Annotated in this window: 14 protein-coding genes; 5 read left to right on the top strand and 9 right to left on the bottom strand. The window is 68.8% G+C overall.

Annotated elements, in window-relative coordinates; all coding sequences use genetic code 11:
* Positions 1-65 precede the first annotated feature (65 nt).
* The gene (locus ACWEQQ_RS23850) at positions 66-1,310 is read right to left on the bottom strand and encodes a KasA/KasB family beta-ketoacyl-ACP synthase (protein WP_452342513.1); all 1,245 of its coding nucleotides are present in this window, start codon (positions 1,308-1,310) and stop codon (positions 66-68) included.
* Positions 1,311-1,613: 303 nt separating this feature from the next.
* Here ACWEQQ_RS23850 and ACWEQQ_RS23845 point away from each other — a divergent pair, with 303 nt between their 5' ends.
* Complete coding sequence (locus ACWEQQ_RS23845; protein ID WP_452349733.1) at positions 1,614-2,612, top strand: acyl-ACP desaturase; 999 nt, start codon at positions 1,614-1,616, stop codon at positions 2,610-2,612.
* A gap of 82 nt (positions 2,613-2,694) precedes the next feature.
* Here the strand turns inward: ACWEQQ_RS23845 and ACWEQQ_RS23840 are convergent, their stop codons facing one another.
* The 5 genes from ACWEQQ_RS23840 to ACWEQQ_RS23820 form a co-directional block, all read right to left on the bottom strand.
* On the bottom strand, positions 2,695-4,056 hold the full coding sequence (locus ACWEQQ_RS23840; RefSeq protein WP_452349732.1) for an MFS transporter: 1,362 nt from the start codon (positions 4,054-4,056) through the stop codon (positions 2,695-2,697).
* Positions 4,057-4,170: 114 nt separating this feature from the next.
* Positions 4,171-4,941, bottom strand: coding sequence for an ArsR/SmtB family transcription factor (locus ACWEQQ_RS23835; protein WP_452349731.1), 771 nt, complete (start codon positions 4,939-4,941; stop codon positions 4,171-4,173).
* Between the two features lie 56 nt (positions 4,942-4,997).
* Positions 4,998-5,831 (bottom strand): DUF72 domain-containing protein, encoded by an 834-nt coding sequence (locus ACWEQQ_RS23830; RefSeq protein WP_452349730.1) that lies wholly within the window; start codon positions 5,829-5,831, stop codon positions 4,998-5,000.
* 15 nt (positions 5,832-5,846) lie between these two features.
* On the bottom strand, positions 5,847-7,379 hold the full coding sequence (gene glpK, locus ACWEQQ_RS23825) for a glycerol kinase GlpK (RefSeq protein ID WP_452349729.1): 1,533 nt from the start codon (positions 7,377-7,379) through the stop codon (positions 5,847-5,849).
* Between the two features lie 25 nt (positions 7,380-7,404).
* A complete protein-coding gene (locus tag ACWEQQ_RS23820; protein WP_452349728.1) occupies positions 7,405-8,169 on the bottom strand; it encodes an IclR family transcriptional regulator in 765 nt (254 codons plus the stop codon).
* Between the two features lie 148 nt (positions 8,170-8,317).
* Here ACWEQQ_RS23820 and glpK (ACWEQQ_RS23815) point away from each other — a divergent pair, with 148 nt between their 5' ends.
* A complete protein-coding gene (glpK, locus tag ACWEQQ_RS23815) occupies positions 8,318-9,844 on the top strand; it encodes a glycerol kinase GlpK (protein ID WP_452349727.1) in 1,527 nt (508 codons plus the stop codon).
* Between the two features lie 45 nt (positions 9,845-9,889).
* Positions 9,890-11,566: a glycerol-3-phosphate dehydrogenase gene (glpD, locus tag ACWEQQ_RS23810; protein ID WP_452342505.1), complete on the top strand. Its 1,677-nt coding sequence runs from the start codon at positions 9,890-9,892 to the stop codon at positions 11,564-11,566.
* 212 nt (positions 11,567-11,778) lie between these two features.
* Here glpD and ACWEQQ_RS23805 read toward each other — a convergent pair whose 3' ends face one another.
* The gene (locus tag ACWEQQ_RS23805; protein ID WP_452342504.1) at positions 11,779-12,282 is read right to left on the bottom strand and encodes a PaaI family thioesterase; all 504 of its coding nucleotides are present in this window, start codon (positions 12,280-12,282) and stop codon (positions 11,779-11,781) included.
* Positions 12,283-12,497: 215 nt separating this feature from the next.
* The gene (locus ACWEQQ_RS23800; protein ID WP_452349726.1) at positions 12,498-15,104 is read right to left on the bottom strand and encodes an ATP-dependent Clp protease ATP-binding subunit; all 2,607 of its coding nucleotides are present in this window, start codon (positions 15,102-15,104) and stop codon (positions 12,498-12,500) included.
* 197 nt (positions 15,105-15,301) lie between these two features.
* Between ACWEQQ_RS23800 and ACWEQQ_RS23795 the strand changes: the two genes are divergently transcribed.
* Positions 15,302-16,582: a M20 metallopeptidase family protein gene (locus tag ACWEQQ_RS23795; protein ID WP_452349725.1), complete on the top strand. Its 1,281-nt coding sequence runs from the start codon at positions 15,302-15,304 to the stop codon at positions 16,580-16,582.
* A 51-nt stretch (positions 16,583-16,633) separates the two neighbouring features.
* Here the strand turns inward: ACWEQQ_RS23795 and ACWEQQ_RS23790 are convergent, their stop codons facing one another.
* Positions 16,634-16,858, bottom strand: coding sequence for a hypothetical protein (locus ACWEQQ_RS23790; RefSeq protein WP_452342501.1), 225 nt, complete (start codon positions 16,856-16,858; stop codon positions 16,634-16,636).
* A gap of 273 nt (positions 16,859-17,131) precedes the next feature.
* Here ACWEQQ_RS23790 and ACWEQQ_RS23785 point away from each other — a divergent pair, with 273 nt between their 5' ends.
* On the top strand, positions 17,132-20,656 hold the full coding sequence (locus tag ACWEQQ_RS23785) for a BTAD domain-containing putative transcriptional regulator (protein WP_452349724.1): 3,525 nt from the start codon (positions 17,132-17,134) through the stop codon (positions 20,654-20,656).
* Positions 20,657-20,722: the final 66 nt, after the last annotated feature.

The raw sequence follows: 20,722 nt of genomic DNA, 5'->3' as shown, positions 1-20,722 counted from the left end.
AGCAGGTGCCGGAATCCCACGTCACTGCCTACGGCCGATGGAGATACCGCGTGCGGCCGGAGAGATCAGTACCGGCCGAAAGCGATGGCCACGTTGTGCCCGCCGAAACCGAAGGAGTTGTTCAGGGCGTAGTCGTAGCGACCCGGCCGGGCCTGGCCTTTCACCACATCCAGGTCGATCTCGGGGTCCTGATTCTCCAAATTCAGTGTGGCGGGGATGATTCCGTCCCGCACGCTGAGGACGGTGATGATCGACTCCAGCGCGCCGACCGCGCCGATGGAATGCCCGAGGGCGGATTTCGGCGCGTACACCGCGGGGTGATTGCCGACGGCTTGCTTGATGGCGTTCGCCTCCGCGGTATCGCCGATCGGCGTGGCGGTGGCGTGCGCATTGATATGCGTGACATCGGATTTGGACAGGCCCGCGTACTCCATGGCGCGGGACATGGCACGCGCCGCGCCGGTGCCCTCGGGGTCGGGGGCGACCAGGTGAAAGCCGTCGGAGGTGACGCCCGCGCCCATGATGCGGGCGTGGATGGTGGCGCCGCGGGCCTTGGCGTGCTCCTCGGTCTCGATGACCATGAGCGCGCCCGCCTCACCGAAAACGAAACCGTCGCGGTCCATGTCGAACGGCCGCGAGGCGCCCTTGGGGTCGTGGTTGCGGGTGCTCAGGGCGCGCATCATGGAGAACCCGGCGATGGGCAGTGCCTGGATGGAACCCTCCACACCGCCGGTGACCACCATGTCGGCATCGCCCATGACGACCATGCGCCAGGCATTGGAGATCGCCTCCGAACCGGACGAACAAGCCGAAACGGGAGTGCACACACCGGCCCTCGCGCCCAGCTCGACCCCGACGCAGGCGGCCGCGCCATTGGGCATCACGGCCTGCACGGTGTTCGGCACCACCTTGCGGTAGCCGCCGTTGACCAGCTTGTCGCGGGCGGACATGAGCATCTCCGCGCCGCCGAGACCGGTGCCGATGGAGACGCCGAGGCGATCGTGGTCCACCTCGGGGCTGCCGGCATTGGCCCACACCTCACGACCCAGCACCACCGCCATCTGCTCGACGTAGGACAGACGCCGGGCCTCGGCATTGGTGACCAGGCCGGCGGGCGAGACCTTGAGATGACCACCGATGCGGACCGGTAAGCCGAAATCGTCGAGGAAGCTGTCCTCGAGAACGTCGATCCCGCTCTCCCCGTTGAGTAGTCCCTTCCACGTCGAGTCGACGTCGCCCGCGATCGAGGTGGTCGCCGCGAGCGCGGTGACCACGACACTGGGGTACTGCCGGCGGTGGGGCGTCTGCATGTTCACTCTCCGTAGCGATGCTTCGGCGAACCAGCGTGCGATCCGCATGGCTGTCAATGACTGGTTTAGAACTAGCGAGCGAGCCCGGCCGTGAACGCATCGGCGGGGTATGAAGCCAATATTCGGCGAACTGAGCTAGATTATCCGAGGCGGAGCCGATCAGTCTCATTACGCGACACGCGGGCATCCCTTTTCGACCCCACGGATCCCCTCTCGCCGCGGCGGCGATCGCCGGATCTCCAGCGTTTCTCTCCTAACATCATTCCCCCAGCGCCGAGCCATTTCGAGGGAGGGCACAGGATCGTGGCCAGGAGTCTCACGCAGTTGGAGCTGCTCATCGAGCTGGAACCGATTGCCGAGCAGAACGTGAACCGTCACCTATCGATGGCCAAGGACTGGAACCCGCACGACTACGTGCCTTGGGATCTCGGTCGCAACTTCGCAGCTATGGCGGGTGTGGACTGGGAACCGGAGCAGTCGAAGCTCAGCGAGGTCGCCAAGGCGGCCATGGTGACCAATCTTCTCACTGAGGACAATCTGCCCAGCTATCATCGGGAAATCGCCGAGAATTTCTCCCAGGACGGGGCTTGGGGTACCTGGGTGGGCCGCTGGACGGCCGAGGAGAACCGGCACGGCATCGTGATGCGCGACTATCTGGTCGTCACCCGGGGTGTGGATCCGGTGGCGCTGGAGCAGGCGCGAATGATTCACATGACCGACGGGTACAACCCCGCGCATCTGATCAGGAAGTACTCCGATACCGAGTACATTCACGCCGATGCCGGATTCATGCATTCTGTCGCTTATGTGACATTCCAGGAATTGGCGACCCGGGTGTCCCACCGCAATACCGGCAGAGTGTGCGACGACCCCATCGCGGACCGCATGCTGCAGCGGATCGCCGCGGACGAGAACCTGCACATGCTCTTCTACCGCAATATGTGCGCCGCGGCCCTGGACCTCTCGGCCGACCAGGCCATGGACGCCATCACCAATGTCGTGGTGGGCTTCCAGATGCCCGGCCTGGGCATGCCCAACTTCCGCCGCAACGGCGTGCTGATGGCCAAGCACGGCATCTACGATCTGCGCCAGCACCTCGACGAGGTGCTGATCCCCAACCTCAAGAAGTGGAACATCTTCGAGCGCACCGACTTCGGCCCCGCCGGCGACCGGCGCCGCAACGAGCTCGGCGAATTCCTCGACAAGCTCCGCAAGGACGTGGTCCGCTTCGAGGAGCAGCGCGACCGCGCGCTCGCCCGCGAAGCCCAGCGCTCCAGCAAGCCCCCGGTCCTCGTGGGCTGAATCATCCGGTGGCACCCGGCGGAGCAGGCCCGGCCCGCCCCGCCGTGTGCCGCGTCCACCTTCAGGGACGACCCTGCCGCATTCACGGACGACCCCGTGCCGGGAGGAGCGCCCGGGCCAGGATGGCGGCGGCGAGGTAGACCGCGGCGGCGATCGCCAGCGGGATGGCGAGCGAACCGGGGGCGATCGGAATCAGCGCGCCCAGGACCGCGACACCGAGCGCCGAACCCAGCTGCCGGGCGGCATTGAACGCGGCGGCGGCCAGCCCCGCGTGCGCGGGGCCCGCAGCCGACACGGTGACATTGGTGGCGGCGGGCATGGTGTAGGCCATACCGAAACCGATGAGCAGCAAGGGGATCGCGACCACCGGATAGGGCGTCCGGGCACTGATGCACGCAAGGCCGATCAGCCCCGTCGCGCCGATGGTCAGGCCGGTGACGATGACCACGCGGGGACCGCGGCGCGCGGCATGCCGGCCGCCCAGAGCGGACGCCAGAATGCCGACGGCCATCTCGGGCAGCAGTGCCGCACCGGCCAGCGCGGGCGAATAGCCCAGGTGCCGTTGCAGGTACAGGCCGACCACGAAGAGCTCGCCGTAGAAGCCGAAGTTCTGCGCCAGGCCGATCATCGCGCCGCCGGTGAAACCACGTTCGCGACGAAGCCCTTCGGGCAGCAGCCCTTTACCCGAGCGTGCCGCCACAGATCCCAGCAGCAGCCCGGCCGACGCCGCCACGACCGCGACCGTGAGCAGCTCCGGACGTACGGGACGGGCACCGCCGAGAATCACGAAGGCGGTGACTCCCGCCATCGCGACGACGGCCGCGACGTGCCCCGACACCGGAATCCGCTGCGCCACACCGGGTACAGACGGTGCCGCCCGGTGGACCAGCACCGCCGTCACCGCGCACACCGGCACGTTGATGGCGAAAATCGCGGGCCAGCCCAGGGTTTCGGAAAGCACGCCGCCCAGCACCGGCCCGCAACTGGCCGCCATCGACCCGATCGCACCCCAGATCCCGGTGGCCCTCGCTCGCTCCGCCGCATCCGGATACGTGAACCGGATCAAGGCCAGCGAGGCTGGAATCAGCAGCGCCGCACCGATTCCCTGCACGACCCGGGCTGCCACCAGCAGCCCGACCTCCGGCGCCACCGCACACCCCACCGAGGCCACTGCGAAGAACCCCAGCCCCGCCTGGAAGCAGCGCCGAGCCCCGAACCGATCCGCCAGCCCGCCACCCAGCATGAGCAGCGCCGCGACGGTGACGGTATACCCGTCGACCACCCACTCCAGCCCCGTCACCGTCGTATGCAGCCCGACCGCCATCCGATCCAGCGCGATGTTCACGATCGTGGCATCGAGAATGACAACGAAATACCCGGCGGAAATCGCCGCCAGCGCCGGCCCACCACTTCCGGTCCGCGCCTGTTCCAGTGTTCGGGTCATGCCTTCCACCCTGGTCCCCAACAACTTCGGCCCGGACCGAACCATCCCGGCGTCGATCGACCCGGCGATGGCGTGCCTGCCGCTGTTCGTGCGGGAGGTGCGCGGCCCGGTCTTTCAGGCGCCGCGTGGAACGACCTTCGCGGGGGCTGGGGTGGCGGTTCCGGCGAAGCCGGAGCTGATGGCGGTCTTGTCGATGCCGGCTGCGCGGTCGAGTGCTGCCCAGCCGGCGGGGGTGAATGCCATTGCGCGGGGGGTGGTTCCGGGGGCGCACCAGTCTTTGTCGAGCATGCGGCGCAGCATCAGTGCGCCGAGGCCGCCGGCCAGGTGGTAGCGGCGTTCGGACCAGTCGAGGCAGACCTTGACCGGTGGGCGGCGGCCGAAATGGCGGAGATCGGTTGGGGTGATGGCCAATTCGTCGAGAAGGGGGTGGGTGTGGTCGGTGGCGGTCCAGTGCCCGCCGATCACGTTCAACAGGTCGGCGTCGTGCAGGGCGTCGAAGATCGCTACCCCGACGGCTCCGGCGAGATGGTCGTAGCAGGTGCGGGCGAGCTTCAGGTCGCGGTTGGCACGAGCGCCACGTAGCGAACGGACCGGTTGGACCGGCGAGATCAGGGCCATGGATTCCAGGACCTGGACCACCTCGGGGAGTGCGATGCGGTAGTAGCGGTGACGGCCCGCCTTCTCGACGGCCAGCCAGCCCTGATCGACCAGCTTGCCCAGGTGCTCGCTGGCCGTCGCGGCCGTCACGCCCGCCGCCCGGGCCAGTTCGCCGGCCGGCTGGGCGCGGCCGTCGGCCAGAACGGTGAGCATGCGGGCCCGGGCCGGGTCGGCCAGGAGGCGGGCGGCTCCGGAGATGTCCACATCGCCGTCTCTGATCGGTTCCATGGGTCCAGTGTCCCGCCGCCATCCTTCGGCCCGCGCCGAACGGTCCGCGGGTCCGGTCAGAACAGGGTCATGGGGTCGGTGGGGAGGGGGTCCGGCAGGGGTTCCAGGTCGGGGAGGTGGGCACGGACCTCGGCATGGAAGCGGCGGGCGAGCGTGCGGGCCGAGGCATTGTCGGGCGTGTGGATGAACACGGTCGGGGAGCGGCCTTCGCGCAGCCAGGCGACGGTGGCGTCGATCCAGGGCTGCCAGCCGGCGACGGTGGTGGCGACGTCGTCGCGGCCGTGATAGCGCACGATGGGGTATCCGGTGAGGGCGCGGGTGCGGCGCGGGTTGTTGGGCTTCTTGGAGCGAGCCTCGTACTCGGCCGGGCTGACGGGCGGGCCGTCGAACAGGACGGTCGTGTCGAACGGGATCCACTCCGCACCCGCGGCCGTCAGCACCTGTTCGAGTTGGGCCGTGGCGCGCGGGTTTTCGAAGAAGGCGGGGTGGCGCACCTCGACGGCGCAGCGGTAGTGCGACGGCAGGCCGTCGAGCAACTCGGCGAGAGCGGGCAGATTGGTGAAAGAGGCGGGCAGCTGCACCCACAGCGAGTGCAGGCGGCGGCCCAGCGGTTCGATGGCGTCCAAGAACGCCGCCATCTCGTCGTCGATGCCGGTGAGGCGGCGGTCGTGGGTGATCGTGCGGGGCAGTTTGATCACGAAGCGGAAGTCGGGATCGGTTTGGCGGGCCCAGGATTCGACGGTGCGCCGCTGCGGGACCGCGTAGAAGGTGGTGTTGCCCTCCACCGCATTGCACCAGGAGGAATAGGTGCGCAGGCGTTCTGCCGGCGGTAGCGGCTTCTCCTGCCAGTCCGGGTGTGTCCACATTGCGCAACCGACGTAGAGCCGCATACCTGCCACGTTAGGTCAACGACTTCGGCGTCGTCCGGACACCGGCTCGTTGGGCCGCAGCCAGCCGAAGGTAAGCTGCACGGCCCGCTTCCAGTTGTCGTACTCCTCGGCGCGCAGGTCCGCGTCCATACGCGGCAGCCACTGCGCCGCGACACGCCAATTGTGGCGCAGGCCCTCCAGATCCGGCCAGTAACCGACCGCCAGGCCCGCCGCGTAGGCCGCGCCCAGCGACACCGTCTCCGCCACGATCGGACGCATGACCGGTATGTCGAGCACATCGGCGATGATCTGCATGAGCAGGTTGTCCGAGGTCATCCCGCCCGCCACCCGCAGCGCCCCGGCCTGCAGTCCCGAGTCGGCATTCATGGCCTCCACCACGTCGCGCGTCTGCCAGGCCGTGGCCTCGAGCACGGCACGGGCGATGTGCCCCTTGGTGATGTACGAGGTGAGCCCGATGAGCAGCCCGCGCGCGTCACTGCGCCAGTGCGGCGCGTACAGCCCCGAGAAGGCGGGCACCAGATAGCAGCCGCCATTGTCTTCGACTGTGCCCGCGAGGGTTTCGATCTCCGGCGCACTGGCGATGAGCCCGATGTTGTCCCGCAGCCACTGCACCAGCGAGCCGGTCACCGCGATCGGCCCCTCCAGCGCGTACACCGGTTCCGGCCCCACCTGGTACCCGATGGTGGTGAGCAGTCCGTGCTCGGACCGCACCAGCTCCCGCCCGGTGTTCATGAGCAGGAATCCGCCGGTGCCGTAGGTGCATTCGGTCTCGCCGGGCGCGAAACAGGTCTGCCCGAACAGCGCCGCGTGCTGATCACCCAGCGCCGCCGCGATCCGCACCCCCGGCAGCACGCGCCGCGCCGTGCCGAATTCGCCGGTCGAGGGCTGGATCCCGGGAAGCATGGCCTTGGGAATATCGAAGAACCGCAACAGTTCTCGATCCCATTCCAGGGTGGACAGGTTCATCAGTAGCGTCCGGCCGGCATTGGAGACATCGGTGACGTGCACCCCGTGATCGGCTCCCCCGGTGAGGTTCCAGATGAGCCAGGTCTCCATGGTCCCGAACAGCACGTCGCCGCGTTCGGCCCGCTCCCGCAGTCCCGGCGTGCGATCCAGCAGCCACCGCAGCCGCGGCGCGGCGAAGTAGGTGGCCAGCGGCAGCCCGCACAGCTCACGAATCCGTTCCGCCCCGGGCGATTTCCGCAGCCGCTCGACGAGCTCCTCGGTGCGCACGTCCTGCCACACGATGGCCCGCCCGATCGGCGTCCCGGTGTGCCGGTCCCACACCACCGTGGTCTCGCGCTGATTGGCGATCCCCACCGCGGCCACCTGTTCCAGGGTGATCCCCGAATCCCGCAGTGCCGCGGGCACGATGCGCTCCACATTGCGCCAGACCTCGAGCGCGTCCTGCTCCATCCACCCCGGCCGCGGATAGTGCTGCCGGTGCTCGCGCTGCGCCACCCCGGTCAGCCGCGCCCGCTGATCGAAGAGGATGGCCCGGGTGGAGGTGGTGCCCTGGTCGATGGCGAGCACATAGCGTTGCGTCATCCGAGCCTGCTCCTGTCCGGGAAAGTCATTGCGCGCCACCGAGATCTCGGGACACCGCGGCGGCGGCGTCGCGCACCTGGGCGATGGGCGCGGACCGGAACCGCAGCTGCCCGTCGCAGAGCCGGTCGACCGGCCCGGTGATGCCGATGGCACCGACCACCAAACCACCCCGGGAGCGAATCGGCGCGGCGACGCTCGCCTCACCGGAACGGTATTCGCCGACATCCCCCGCCCAGCCGGTGCGCCGCACCTCGGAGATCGCCCGCCGCAGCTCCGCCGGATCGGTGAGGGTGCGGTGCGTGATCGCGGGCAGCCGGCCGTCGCGCGCCGCGTCGGCGAGCTCCCCGTCGTAGGCCAGCAGCACCTTGCCCAGAGCCGTTGCGTGCGAAGGCAATTCCTCTCCGACTGCCAGTTCCTGCTCGGTATTGTCGGGCCGGAAGACGTGGTGGATCACCACCACTCGCCCGTCCACCGGCGCGGCGATCCGCACCGATTCCCCACTGCGCGCGGCCAGCGCGTCGGCGCGGTTGATGGCGCGGGAGCGCAGTTCATTGGCGTCCAGGTGCCCGGACCCGAGGTCCTGCAGTGCCGGACTCAGCAGATACTTGCCCGTCACGGGATCCTGATCGACGAATCCCACCCCTTGCAGCGTCCGCAGAATGCCGTGCGCGGTCGGCTTGGCCAGCCCCAGCGCCGCGGCGATCTCCCCCACTCCCATGCGCCCGGACCCGCGCGCGAGTAGCCGCAGCATGGCCGCGGCGCGCTCGATCGACTGAATTGGACCCGGCATGCCCGTAACCTATCAGCTAACCGTTCGGCATTGTCGAACGCGCGCTCTGCCATAAGCACGTTCCACTTCGTAACGTGGAGCTCGGTCGGCCGGTATCGGCCTCACCAGGGCAAACGGACTCAATGACGAGCTTCCCGGAAGGACCGTGATGACGCAGTACGTCGGAGCCATCGATCAAGGCACGACCTCCACGCGATTCATGGTGTTCGACCACGGCGGCAATGTGGTTGCCCGCCATCAACTCGAACACGAGCAGATTCTCCCGCAGGCCGGCTGGGTGGAGCACAACCCGGACGAGATCTGGGAGCGCACCCGCACCGTCATCAAGAGCGCCCTGGCCGGAGCCGGTCTCACCGCGAGCGACCTGGCCGCCGTCGGCGTCACCAATCAGCGCGAGACCACCATCGTGTGGAACCGCCACACCGGACGCCCCTACTACAACGCCATCGTCTGGCAGGACACCCGCACCGACCGCATCGTGGGCGAGGTGGAGAAGGCCGGCCACGGCGATCTCATTCGCGAACGCGCCGGACTGCCGCCCGCGCCGTACTTCTCCGGCGGCAAGCTGAAGTGGATCCTCGACAATGTCCCCGGCGTGCGGGCGGACGCGGAGAACGGCGACGCCCTCTTCGGCACCTCCGACAGCTGGATCATCTGGAACCTCACCGGCGGCGTCCACGGCGGTGTGCACGTCACCGACCCGACCAATGCGTCGCGCACCATGCTCATGGACCTCGAAACCCTGGACTGGGACGACGAATTGCTCGCCGTGTTCGGGGTGCCGCGCGCCATGCTGCCGCGCATCGCGCCCTCGTCGAATCCCGAGGGCTTCGGCACCACCTACCCCAGCGGCCCTTTCAAAGGCGCGGTGCGGATCGCGGGCGTGCTCGGCGACCAGCAGGCCGCCACGGTCGGCCAGGTCTGCTTCCGGCCTGGCGAGGCCAAGAACACCTACGGCACAGGGAATTTCCTGATGCTGAACACCGGCACCGAGATCGTGCACTCCGAGCACGGCCTGCTGACCACGGTCGCCTATCAGTTCGGCGACGACAAGCCGGTGTACGCGCTGGAGGGCTCGATCGCCGTCACCGGCTCGGCCGTGCAGTGGCTGCGCGACCAGCTGGGCATCATCTCCGGCGCGGAAAGGGTTGAGGCCCTCGCCGGTCAGGTGCCCGACAATGGCGGCGTCTACTTCGTGCCCGCCTTCTCCGGGCTGTTCGCACCCTACTGGCGCCCGGATGCCCGCGGCGTGATCGTGGGCCTGTCCCGCTTCAGCAACAACGCCCACATCGCCAGGGCCACACTGGAATCCATCTGCTACCAGACCCGCGACGTGGTCGAGGCCATGCAGCAGGACTCCGGGGTGCGGCTCGACACCCTGCGCGTCGACGGCGGCGTCACCACCAATGAACTCGCCATGCAGATCCAGGCCGACTTCCTCGGCGTGCCGGTCTCCCGGCCGGTGGTCGCCGAGACCACCGCGCTCGGCGCCGCCTACGCGGCCGGTCTCGCGGTCGGATTCTGGCGTAGCACAGACGAACTCGTGGCCAACTGGCGCGAGGACAAGAACTGGCATCCCACCATGACCGAGGAGCAGCGACGGCGCGGCTATGCGCGCTGGGCCAAGGCCGTCTCGCGCACCCTCGACTGGGTCGACCTCGACGACGAGGACTGACCGGTGCCCCACCAGCATCGAAACACCGATAACAAGGAGTATTTCGTGTCCGCACAACTGGATCCCGCCTACCGCGCCCGGGCGATTGATTCGCTCGGCGACACCGAAATCGACGTTCTCGTGATCGGTGGTGGAGTGACCGGAGCGGGCGCCGCCCTCGACGCCGCCTCTCGCGGTCTGTCCGTCACCCTGGTCGAGGCGCGCGACTTCGCCGCCGGTACTTCCAGCCGGTCCTCCAAGCTCATCCACGGCGGCCTGCGCTACCTGGAACAGTACGACTTCGCGCTGGTCCGTGAGGCTTTGAAGGAGCGCGGCCTGCTGCTGAACAAGCTGGCCCCGCACCTGGTGCACCCGGTGTCGTTCCTGTTCCCGCTGCAGAAGCACTACGAGCGCTTCTACATCGGCGCCGGCATCGCCCTCTACGACACCATGGGCGGCGCGCGCTCGGTGCCCATGCACCGGCACCTGAGTCGTTCCGGCGCACTGGAATTGGCGCCGGCGCTCCGGGAAGACGCCATGACCGGCGCCATCCGCTACTACGACGCGCAGGTCGACGACGCCCGGTACACCATGATGATCGCCCGCACCGCGGCCCAGCACGGCGCGACCGTGCTGACCCGCACCCGGGTCACCGGGTTGCTGCGCGATGGCGAGCAGGTCGTGGGCGCGAAGGTCATGGATCTGGAAACCGGTCTGGAGCACAGCATCCGGGCCAGGACCGTGATCTCGGCGACCGGGGTGTGGACCGACGACATGATCAAGATGACCGGCGTGGACTTCCCGTTCCACGTGCGCATGTCCAAGGGCGTGCACATCATGGTCCCGCGCGAGAAGCTGGACCTGGACACCGGCATCGCCATGAAGACCGAGAAGTCCGTGCTGTTCGTCATCCCGTGGGCCGAGCACTGGATCATCGGCACCACCGACACCGACTGGTCGCTGGACAAGAACCACCCGACCGCGACCGCCGCGGATGTGCAGTACATCCTCGACCACGTCAATTCGCTACTGCGCGAACCGCTCACGCGCGCCGACATCGTCGGCACCTACGCGGGCTTGCGGCCGCTCATGACCGGCGCGTCGAAGGAGACCTCCAAGCTGTCGCGCGAGCACGCGGTGGCCGAACCGGCCCCGGGCCTGTTCGTCATCGCGGGCGGCAAGTACACCACCTACCGGGTGATGGCCGCCGATGTGGTGGACGCCGCCGCCGAGCGCCTCGGCAGCGATGTCGCGCCGTCGGTGACCGCGAACCTGCCCATCCTGGGCGCGGTCGGCTACCAGGACATGGTCGACACCATCGCCGATGTGGCGGCGCGGGCCGGGCTGCCGGTCGAGACCGTGGCGCATCTACTCGGCCGCTACGGCTCGCTGACCGCGGAGATCTTCGACCTGATCGGCGCGACTCCCGAACTGGGCCAACCGATTCCGGGCGCCGAAGACTACCTGGCCGCCGAGGCCGTCTACGCCGCCACCCACGAGGGCGCGCTGCACCTGGACGACCTGCTCACCCGCCGCACCCGCATCTCGATCGAGGTGCCCGACCGCGGCCTGCGGGCGGCGCCGGAGATCGCCCGCCTCATCGCCCCGCACCTGGGCTGGGACGACGAGCGCAGCAATGCCGAGATCAACCGCTACTTCGACCGCGTACACGCCGAACTGGCGGCCAACGAGGAGAAGGACGACGAGTCGGCCAACGCGGCCCGCATGATCGCCGTCGGCTGACGATCGGCCCGAGCATTCCGGCGCCGCACGAGTAATTCCCGCGCGGCGCCGGAGTCGTATTCATTTCCCGAAAAGCCCCGTGCCGGAATCATTTCCACCAGTAGGAACGCCGACCGAGCCGATGCCTGGGTTCCGGCACTCGGCTCCCCGGACGACGGCGCGCTCGCGGGCCTGGTCGCCCGGGAGTACCTGGAGTTCGCAGTTGCGCCGAGTCACAGCCCGATGGTGGGCATCTCCCCGAGGGTCGCACCGAGGCTCAGGAAGTGCTCGGGTGCGACCTCGACGAAAATCGCCCGCCCGGTGGCGATCACGGTGTCGCCATCGGTCAGCGTGGTGTCGATGAAGAGTTTGCGGCCCTCACGTCCGGCGAGCACGGCGGTGACCACGAAATCGCGGTGCAGGCGGGCGGGGGCACAGAAGGTGACGTCGAGTTTGACGGTGACGGCGGGCTGGCGCAGTGGGACCAGGATCGCGCCGCAGGCGTCGTCCAGGGCCGCGGCGACGATGCCGCCGTGCGCCACGCCGGGCGCGCCCTGATGCCGCTCGTCCAGTGTGAAGGTGCCGCACACGGTGTCGCCCCGACGTCCGAAGGCGATCTGCGGGGACGCCGGATTGGCGGGGCCGCAGCCGAAGCAGCCGGGGTGATGCGGCGGGAAGGGCCCGTCGGCGACGAGGTCGCCCAGAGGCAGCGGCGCGGCATCGCGATCAAGGTCCATGACCAGAAGTTAACGCATATTCAAAACTGACATGCACCCGCCCCCGGGCCAGCAGGCAGATCGACAGCAGTGGTCGGGCGCACCCGACTACGCCAAGAATTTGGCCGTGACCATGTTCGATGTGGACGCGCATGCCCGGCTACGGGAGCCCTCCACGAACGAAATGCGCCGCGCGGGATCGATTCCAGCGCGGCGTATTTCGTGTGCGTCAGTGCTCAGTGCTCGGTCGGGGACGCCTTGCCGCCCGACGCCTTCGTGCTGCGCTTGCCGTGGCCATTTCCGCTGTGCTTGGCATCCGGCTTGTCGGACTTGGCCTTGCCGCCCTTGCCGACGGTCATGACCGATTCCTCGGTGATCTCGGCGTCGGTCTTCTTCCCGCCGGTGTGGTGGATCGCCTCGATCTGCAGACCGTTGCCGTCGGCATCGATGCGCACCGTGTCGCCGGGCGCCAGCGCGCCCTCGAGCAGCTTCTTCGACAGCGCGTTGTCCAGCTGCTTCTGCACGGTCCGGCGCAGTGGCCGGGCACCGAACTCGGGCTGATATCCGTTCTCCGCCAGCCAGTCCATGGCCCGGTCCGAGACATCCAGGCCGATGTCCTGGGCATGCAGCCGCCGCTTGGTGCCGTCGAGCACCAGGCCGACGATATTGCGCAGCTGCGACCTGTCGAGCCGGTGGAAGATGATCTGCTCGTCGAGCCGGTTGAGGAACTCGGGCCGGAACTGCCTGTGCAACCGCTCCTCGAGCTGCGGCGTGATCGAGTCCAGGTCGCCGTCCTTCGCGGACAGGATCAGATCGGAGCCGATATTGCTGGTGAGAATCACGATGGTGTTCTTGAAATCCACCGTGCGGCCCTTGGCGTCGGTGACCCGGCCGTCGTCGAGCAGCTGCAGCAGCACACTGAACACGTCCGGATGGGCCTTCTCGACCTCGTCGAACAGGATCACCGAGTACGGCTGCCGGCGCACCTTGTCGGTGAGCTGGGCGGCGTCGTCGTAGCCCACGTATCCGGGCGGCGCGCCCACCAGCCGCGAGACGGTGTGCTTCTCCTGGAACTCACTCATATCGAAGCGAATGAGCCGATCCTCGTCACCGAAGACGGCCTCCGCCAGGGCTTTCGCGAGTTCGGTCTTGCCGACGCCGGTGGGGCCCAGGAACAGGAACGAGCCGATGGGCCGGTTGGGGTCCTTGAGCCCGGCGCGGGCGCGGCGCACCGCCTCGGCCACCGCGACGATGGCCTCGTCCTGGCCGACCACCCGCCGGTGCAGATCCTGTTCCAGCTTCAGCAGTTTCGCGCGTTCCTCGGTGGTGAGGTCGGCGACCGGGATGCCGGTCTGCCGCGACACCACCTCGGCGATATCGGTGATCTCGACCGTCGGGATCTCGGTGCGGTCCACCTCGTAGGCGGTCTTCTTCTCCAGCTTCGAGATCTCGGCCTTGATCCTGTTGGCCCGCTCGTAGTCCTCGCCGGCGACCGCCGCGTCCTTCTCCCGATTCAGGTGCGCCAGTTTGTCTTCCAGCTCACGCACCTTGGGATCCGGTGTGCGCGTACGCAGTCGAACCCGCGCGCCCGCCTGGTCCACCAGGTCGATGGCCTTGTCCGGCATGAAGCGGTCGGTGATGTAGCGGTCGGACAGCTCGGCCGCCGCGATCAGCGCCTCGTCCAGGTAGCGCACCTGGTGGTGCTCCTCGTACACATCGGAGAGACCGCGCAGGATCTCGATGGTGTCGGCCACCGACGGCTCGGACACCATGACCGGCTGGAAGCGACGCTCCAGGGCCGCGTCCTTCTCGATGTACTTGCGGTACTCGTCGATGGTGGTGGCGCCGATGGCGTGCAGTTCGCCGCGGGCCAGGGCGGGCTTGAGCATATTGCCCGCGTCCATGGAGCCCTCGCCACCGGCGCCCGCGCCCACGATGGTGTGCAGCTCGTCGATGAAGACCACCAGTTCGTCGGAGTGCGCGCGCACCTCGTCGAGCACCTTGGTGAGCCGCTCCTCGAATTCGCCACGATACTTGCTGCCCGCCACCATCGAGCTCACGTCCAGCGCGATGACGCGGCGATCGGTCAGGGTGGCGGGCACGTCGCCATTGACGATGCGCTGGGCCAGACCCTCCACGATCGCGGTCTTGCCGACGCCCGGATCACCGATGAGGACCGGATTGTTCTTGCGCCGCCGCGACAGGATCTCCACGGTCTGCTCGATCTCCTCGGCGCGGCCGACCACCGGATCGACCTGGCCGGCCCGGGCCTCCGCGGTGAGGTCGCGGCCGTACTCGTCGAGGGTCGGGGTGTCGGAGGGCTCCTTGGCGGTCTGGGCGGCGGGCATCTTCGCGCCCGAGAGGGCCTGGGCGGCGGGGCTGTCGTGCACGCCCGCGATGCCGAGCAGAATGTGCTCGGGCCCGATGTAGCTGCTGCCCGCTTCGGCGGCGCTGCGCTGCGAATTGCGCAGGGCCAGCTTGGCGCCGGGGCTCAGGGCCAGGGCGTGGTCCTGGCCGTGCGCGCCGACGCCACTGCCCGCGGCGGTCCGCATCTGCTTGCGCAGTTGTTCGGGGTCCCTGCCGATTTCGGCGATGATGCTCTGGGACGGCTCGATGGCGGCGGCCGCGTAGAGCAGGTGCTCGGGGGTGATCTCGGCGCTGCCCCAGTCGTGGGCGGCCTGCCGGGCGGAGTCCACGACCTGTTTGGCGCTCTCGCTCAGCAAACGGCTCAGGTCGATGCGCTGCACCGGCGGCTGGCGGGACATTCCGGATCCGAAGAATCGGTTGAAGATATCGTCGAAGGAGTCGAAGGAACCCATCGAACTGGGCCAACCCTGGGTCATGGTCACCTCGTGGCTTCGGGTGACGCTCGGAAGGACTCGGGTTCGCAACGAGCCTGCCGACGCGTCAGCTAACGGATGGCGAACTCGGGGTCCACAGTAGTAGCCTCGGCGCGGACGGCAAATGGCCGTAACGACTTTGTTTCGGATCGGTTCGGCCCTCGCCCCCGTCGTCGGAGTACCGGCCGAACGGAGTCCTGATGCCTGCGATCCACGACGAAATCGACGCCCGCGCGGCTGCGGTGGCCGGACAGGTGGTGCGCTGGCGGCGGCATCTGCACGAGCATCCGGAACTCTCCAATCGCGAGAGGAACACCGCGGCGCTGATCAGCGATCACCTGAAAGCATTGAGCCTGGACGAGGTTCGCACCGGTATCGCCGGGCACGGGGTGGTCGGCGTGCTGCGCGGCGGGCAGGCCGGCGACCGGGTGGTGGCGCTGCGCGGGGACATCGACGCACTGCCGGTGCCGGACCTGTGCGGGGTGCCCTTCGCCTCCCACGTGGTCGATCAGCAGTACCCCGGCGGGCCGTTCCCGGTGTCACACGCCTGCGGGCACGACTGCCACACCGCCATGCTCATGGGCGCGGCCACTGTCCTGGCCGACGTCCGCGAAAAGCTGCCGGGCACCGTGCTTTTCGTGTTCCAGCCTGCCGAGGAGGGCCCGCCGGTGAACGAAAAGGGCGGTGCGCGTGAGATGCTCGCCGAGGGCGCACTCGACGATCCCGCGCCGACGATGGCGTTCGGATTCCACGTCACCCCATATCCCAAGGGCTACATCGGATATCGGGTCGGGAACCAGTTCGGGGCGTCCTGCCTGACCAGGATCACCCTCACCGGCCTGCAGGTGCACGGGTCCACGCCGTGGATGGGCATCGACCCGATGCCGGCGGCCGGAGCGATCCTGACGGGCATCGGGCAGCTCTACCGGCAGGTCAGCGCCTTCGACCCGGTCACGGTGAGCATCGGGCACGTCGAGGACGTCGGGCGGTTCAATATCATCGGCCAGACCGTGACGCTGTGGGGCACCATTCGCTGCGCGGCGGAGCACGACATGAGCGAGGTGCAGACGCGGCTGCGGACGCTCGCCACGAACACCGCGGCCGCCTACAACTGTTCGGCCGCAGTGGATTTCCTGCAGGATGTGCCCGCCGTGCACAACGAGCAGGCGTGGATGGAGGCCGGGCTGCCCACCTTCCGCCGGGTGGCCGGGGACGACCAGGTGGTGCCGACGGGGGCCACGCTCGGATACGACGACGTCTCGGAGTTCGTCAACAGATATGGCGGGCTGTACGTGACGCTGGGCGTACAGGACACGCAGCTCGACGCCGCGGGCCTGCCGACGCCGATGCCCGGCGGGCGCGGGCTCCTCATGAACCACAACCCGCACTTCTACGCCGACGACGACACCCTCGTCACCGGCGTGCGGCTGCACGCACAGGTGGCCTACGACCATCTGAGCGGCGCGCTGGTACCCGAATAGTTTGTGCCACAGCCGATTTCCGCGCCGCGATCACCCTCGCGGCGGAAACCGTCAGCGCCCGGCGACGACCGGCATGAACGGCGCGTAGTCGCGAACGTGGCCCTCGGTCCAATCCCAGAGGGACTTCGGGTCCACGGACACTCCGCGCTGCAGAATCAGCCGCCAGCCATCGTCCTGCTTCTCCCAGATATCGCCGTCGCGGTCCACGTACATGCCGGTGCTCTCGGGCTCGATGCCGGTCTCTCCCAGGCCCCTGGGGAAATCCACTGGCTTCATCACACCAACCACCCCTTAACTTCAAGGTTGCTTCCAGTCAGAAGTATTCTTCCCGCCCACTCTTGCGATCCACTTCCGGCCGGGTTGTGTGACGCATTCGCACCGTTAGCATTGGAAACGGAATTCCGTACCACACGGTCTTCTTTATGGCCGCGACCCGCCGATAACTATCCGACAACCATTCGGCTACCTTTTGGCATCTCCAAGTTTTTGAGGGATAGTGCTCTTCTTGCGGCGAATGACCAGTTCGCTTCCGGTCGCAGGAGGACACCGATGGCAGGCGCGGAGCTGAGAGTGCTCGGCCCCCTGCAGCTGTCCGTCGACGGTCGCGACACGCCCCTGGGCACCCCCATGCAGCGCGCCGTGCTGGGCCGCCTCATCGTCGCGCACGGCCAGGTCGTGAGCAGCGAACGGCTGATCGACGACCTGTGGTCCGGGCATCCGCCGCCCAAGGCCACCGCGGTGTTGCAGGTGCACATCCACAATCTGCGGCGACTGTTCGAACCCCAGCGCCCGCGGCGTGCGCCCTCCCGCTTCATCGTGTCCGAGTCGTCCGGTTATGCCCTGAAGATCCCCGAGAACGCCGTGGACGCATGGCATTTCGAACAGCAGCTGCGGACCTATCAGGAACTGGTCAGCAACCCCGAGATCCACACCGACCCCACCGAGCGCAATGCCCTGCTGGAGGCCGCTCTCTCGCTCTGGCACGGTCCCGCGCTGGAGGCCTTCGCCGAGGCCGATTGGGCCGTCGCCGAGGCCGACCGGCTCACCGATCTCTACCTCACCGCTGTCGAACTCAATGCCCGCACCGAATTGGAACTGGGCCGCTCCGGCGAAGTGGTCCGCGAACTCCGCCAGCTCTTCGAGGACAATCCCGGCCGCGAGGAAATCGTCCGCCTGCTCGCCCTGGCGCAATACCAGCTGGGCCAGCAGCTCGAGGCGCTCACCACCATCCGGCGCTCCCGCGAATTCCTCGGCGGCCTATTCGGCGTGGATCCCTCCCCCGCGTTACGCCAACTCGAAATAGCGATTCTCAATCACTCCGCCGGCCTCGCCCAGACCCCGCCCCTACCGGCTCACGACCGCCGCTCCACCGGCTCCGCCGCACCCCCTGCCACCACGAGCAGGGCCGCTCCCGCGCCGGTCTCCAGCCCGGGCATCGAGACCGCGAAAGCCAGCGCCGCCCCCGGGGCTGCCGACGGGTTCCATTGCGCTACCGGCTATCTCACCGAGTTGTCGGAGCTGCTGCACGCCGCCGAGGCGGCGCGGGCCGGGCAGTTGCGGGTCGCCTGGGTCGCCGGAGAGGCGGGAATCGGCAAGACCGTGCTGGCGGAGGCCACCCTCGCCACGCTGTCCACCGCGGGCTGGACCGCGGTGACGGGAACCTGCCCGGAGATCGACGGCGCGCCCGCGGCGTGGGCCTGGACCGAGATCAGCACCGCCCTCGACATGAACGAGCCGAACCGGGCTGCGGCTGGGCAGCTTTCGGAGAGCGCGGCCGGCCCGGTCACGCCGGCCGCGGACGTGTTCACGCTGGCGCGGGTCATCGCGGAAAAATGCAGGCGCGCGGCCGGTTCCGCGCCGGTGGCGCTGCTACTGGAGGACGTGCAGCGGGCCGATCCGGAGACCTTGCAGGTATTGCGGCAGGTGGTGAGCTGGCTGCGGGATGAGCCGGTATTCGTGCTGGTCACGATGCGGCGATCGGAGGCGGCGCAAGGGCCGCACAATACGGTCGCGGCGCTGGCGCAGCATACGGGCGCCTGGCTGGAGCTCAATGGACTGGACGCGGAGGGGACGCGGCGAGCCGCGGCGGCTGCCGGGCTGCCGGGGATCGAGGCCGAGGCGCTGGAACAGCTGCACCGGCGGACGGGCGGGAATCCGCTGTTCGTCCGGGAGGTGGCGAAAGCGGCTGCCGCACAGGGGAGTTTGGACGAGGTGCCCGATTCGATCCGGGAGCTGATCGAGGATCGGGTGGCGCAGCTGCCCGACGGGGTGGCCGAAGTGCTGCGGCAGCTGTCCATCTGGGGTGAGAGCGTCGATCTGGCGATCCTCAGTGCGGCGGCGGGGCTGGCCGAGGACACCGTGATCGATCTGGTCGCGGCGGCCGAGGCGGCCGGACTGGTGGGCTCCGGGAGCGGCGGGAGTATCCGGTTCGAGCACGGGCTGATTCGCGATGCCGTGTATCTGGGCATACCGCCGCTGCGCCGGGGCCGGATGCACTGGGCCGCACTGGAGCTGCTGGAACAGCGTGCCGACACCTATCCGGCGGTGGCGCGGGACCCGGATGTGCTGGCCCGGCACGCCCTCACCGGCGCGACCGCCGAAACCGCCTCGCGCGCCATCGAATACGTGGAGCGGGCGGCCGAGCGTCGCACCAGCCGCGGGATGCGCAGTGCCGGTGTGCGGCTGCTGCGGTCGGCGGTGGACCTGCACCGGCTGGCGCGCCACGACGCCGACCACGCGCCCGCCGGCGACCGCATCGCACTGCTGCGCACCCGCTGCGCGCTGGTCACGGCGCTGGCCTACGACAATCGGCATCGGGAGGCCCGCGTGGAACGCGACCGGGCCCTCACCCTCGCCGAGCAGCTGGGCGATCCCGACCTGGTGGTCCGGGCGCTGACCTGCTGGCGCGCCCCGATCATCTGGGCGATTCGCAACTGGCGCAAGCCCGATCAGCACATGCGGCGGGCGCTGGCGGGCGCCCTGACCCGGTACGACATCGGCGCGTCCACCCTGGCCCTGCTGGTGAGCGAGACCCCAGGGCCCGCGGCGTCGACCCACGACGACTCGAATGTAATTGCGGCACAGGCCGATTCGAACGACGTCGCAGATGCTGATCTGGTGCGCCTGCTGGTCGCGGCGACCTTCGAGACGGGACTGGTGGAGTCGGCCGCCGGGCGGCGACTGGCGCGGCTGGCCCTGGAGACGGCACGGCGCACCGGCGATCCCGAATTACTGTGTGCCGCCATCAATGCGGTGACCTATCTCGCATTCGGGTACGACGCGGAGTTCTCGGCACTGGTCGACGAACTGGAGGGGCTGGCGACCGCCGCCGGACTGGCCGAGTACCGGGCGCTGGCGCATTATCTGGGATATCGGGCCGCAGTGGCCCGGGCGGATCTGCGGGAGGCCGGGCGGCGGGCGACGGCCGCGGTGGAGTTCGCCGACGAGGGCCAGTTGCAGCCGCTGCTGGATATGGTCAGCTGTTTCGCCGGGACCATGGAACTGCTGCGCGGGAACATCGACGCGGCCGACGAGCTGTACCAGCGGTTCACCACCCGCACCCGGCTTTCCGGCGTCGCCAATCACGCGGAGGCGGAGTTGTTCTGCGCGCTCTCGACCGCATGGGCGCGGGGTGAACTGGGGAGCCTGACGGACCGGCTCGCGAACGCCCATGCGGCCCTGCCCGCGGCGGCCGCCCCGGCCTACACGCTCGCGCTGCTGCAGAGCGGACAGCGCGAGCGCGCACGCGGCGTGTACGAGGACTCGGATCCGATTGCGGCGGGCTTCTATCCGGTCCTCATGTCGGCATTGCGGGCGGTCGCCGCCATCCAGCTCGGCGACACTCCAGCAATTCAGCGGCTCTACGAATACCTGGCGCCGCACAGCGGCACCCTGATCGGCCTCGAAACCGGGATGACCGAGTTCGGCCCGATGGACTCGATCCTGGCGGCGCTGGCCGCCGCCCAGGGCGATGCCGAGGCGGCCGCTGCGCATCGCGACCGCGCGGAACGCCTGCTGGAAAGGATTCGAGCCGAACTTCCCGAGTGCGGCGCCGTACTACTGCGCGCGGCTTGACGCACGAGAAATCCGGATCGAGCCATTGGCCTGAAATGTCCTCCCCGCGCTTAGAGCCGATGCCCG

The organism is Nocardia sp. NPDC004123, from assembly GCF_053603795.1.
This window is presented reverse-complemented; position numbering and strand designations above follow the sequence as displayed.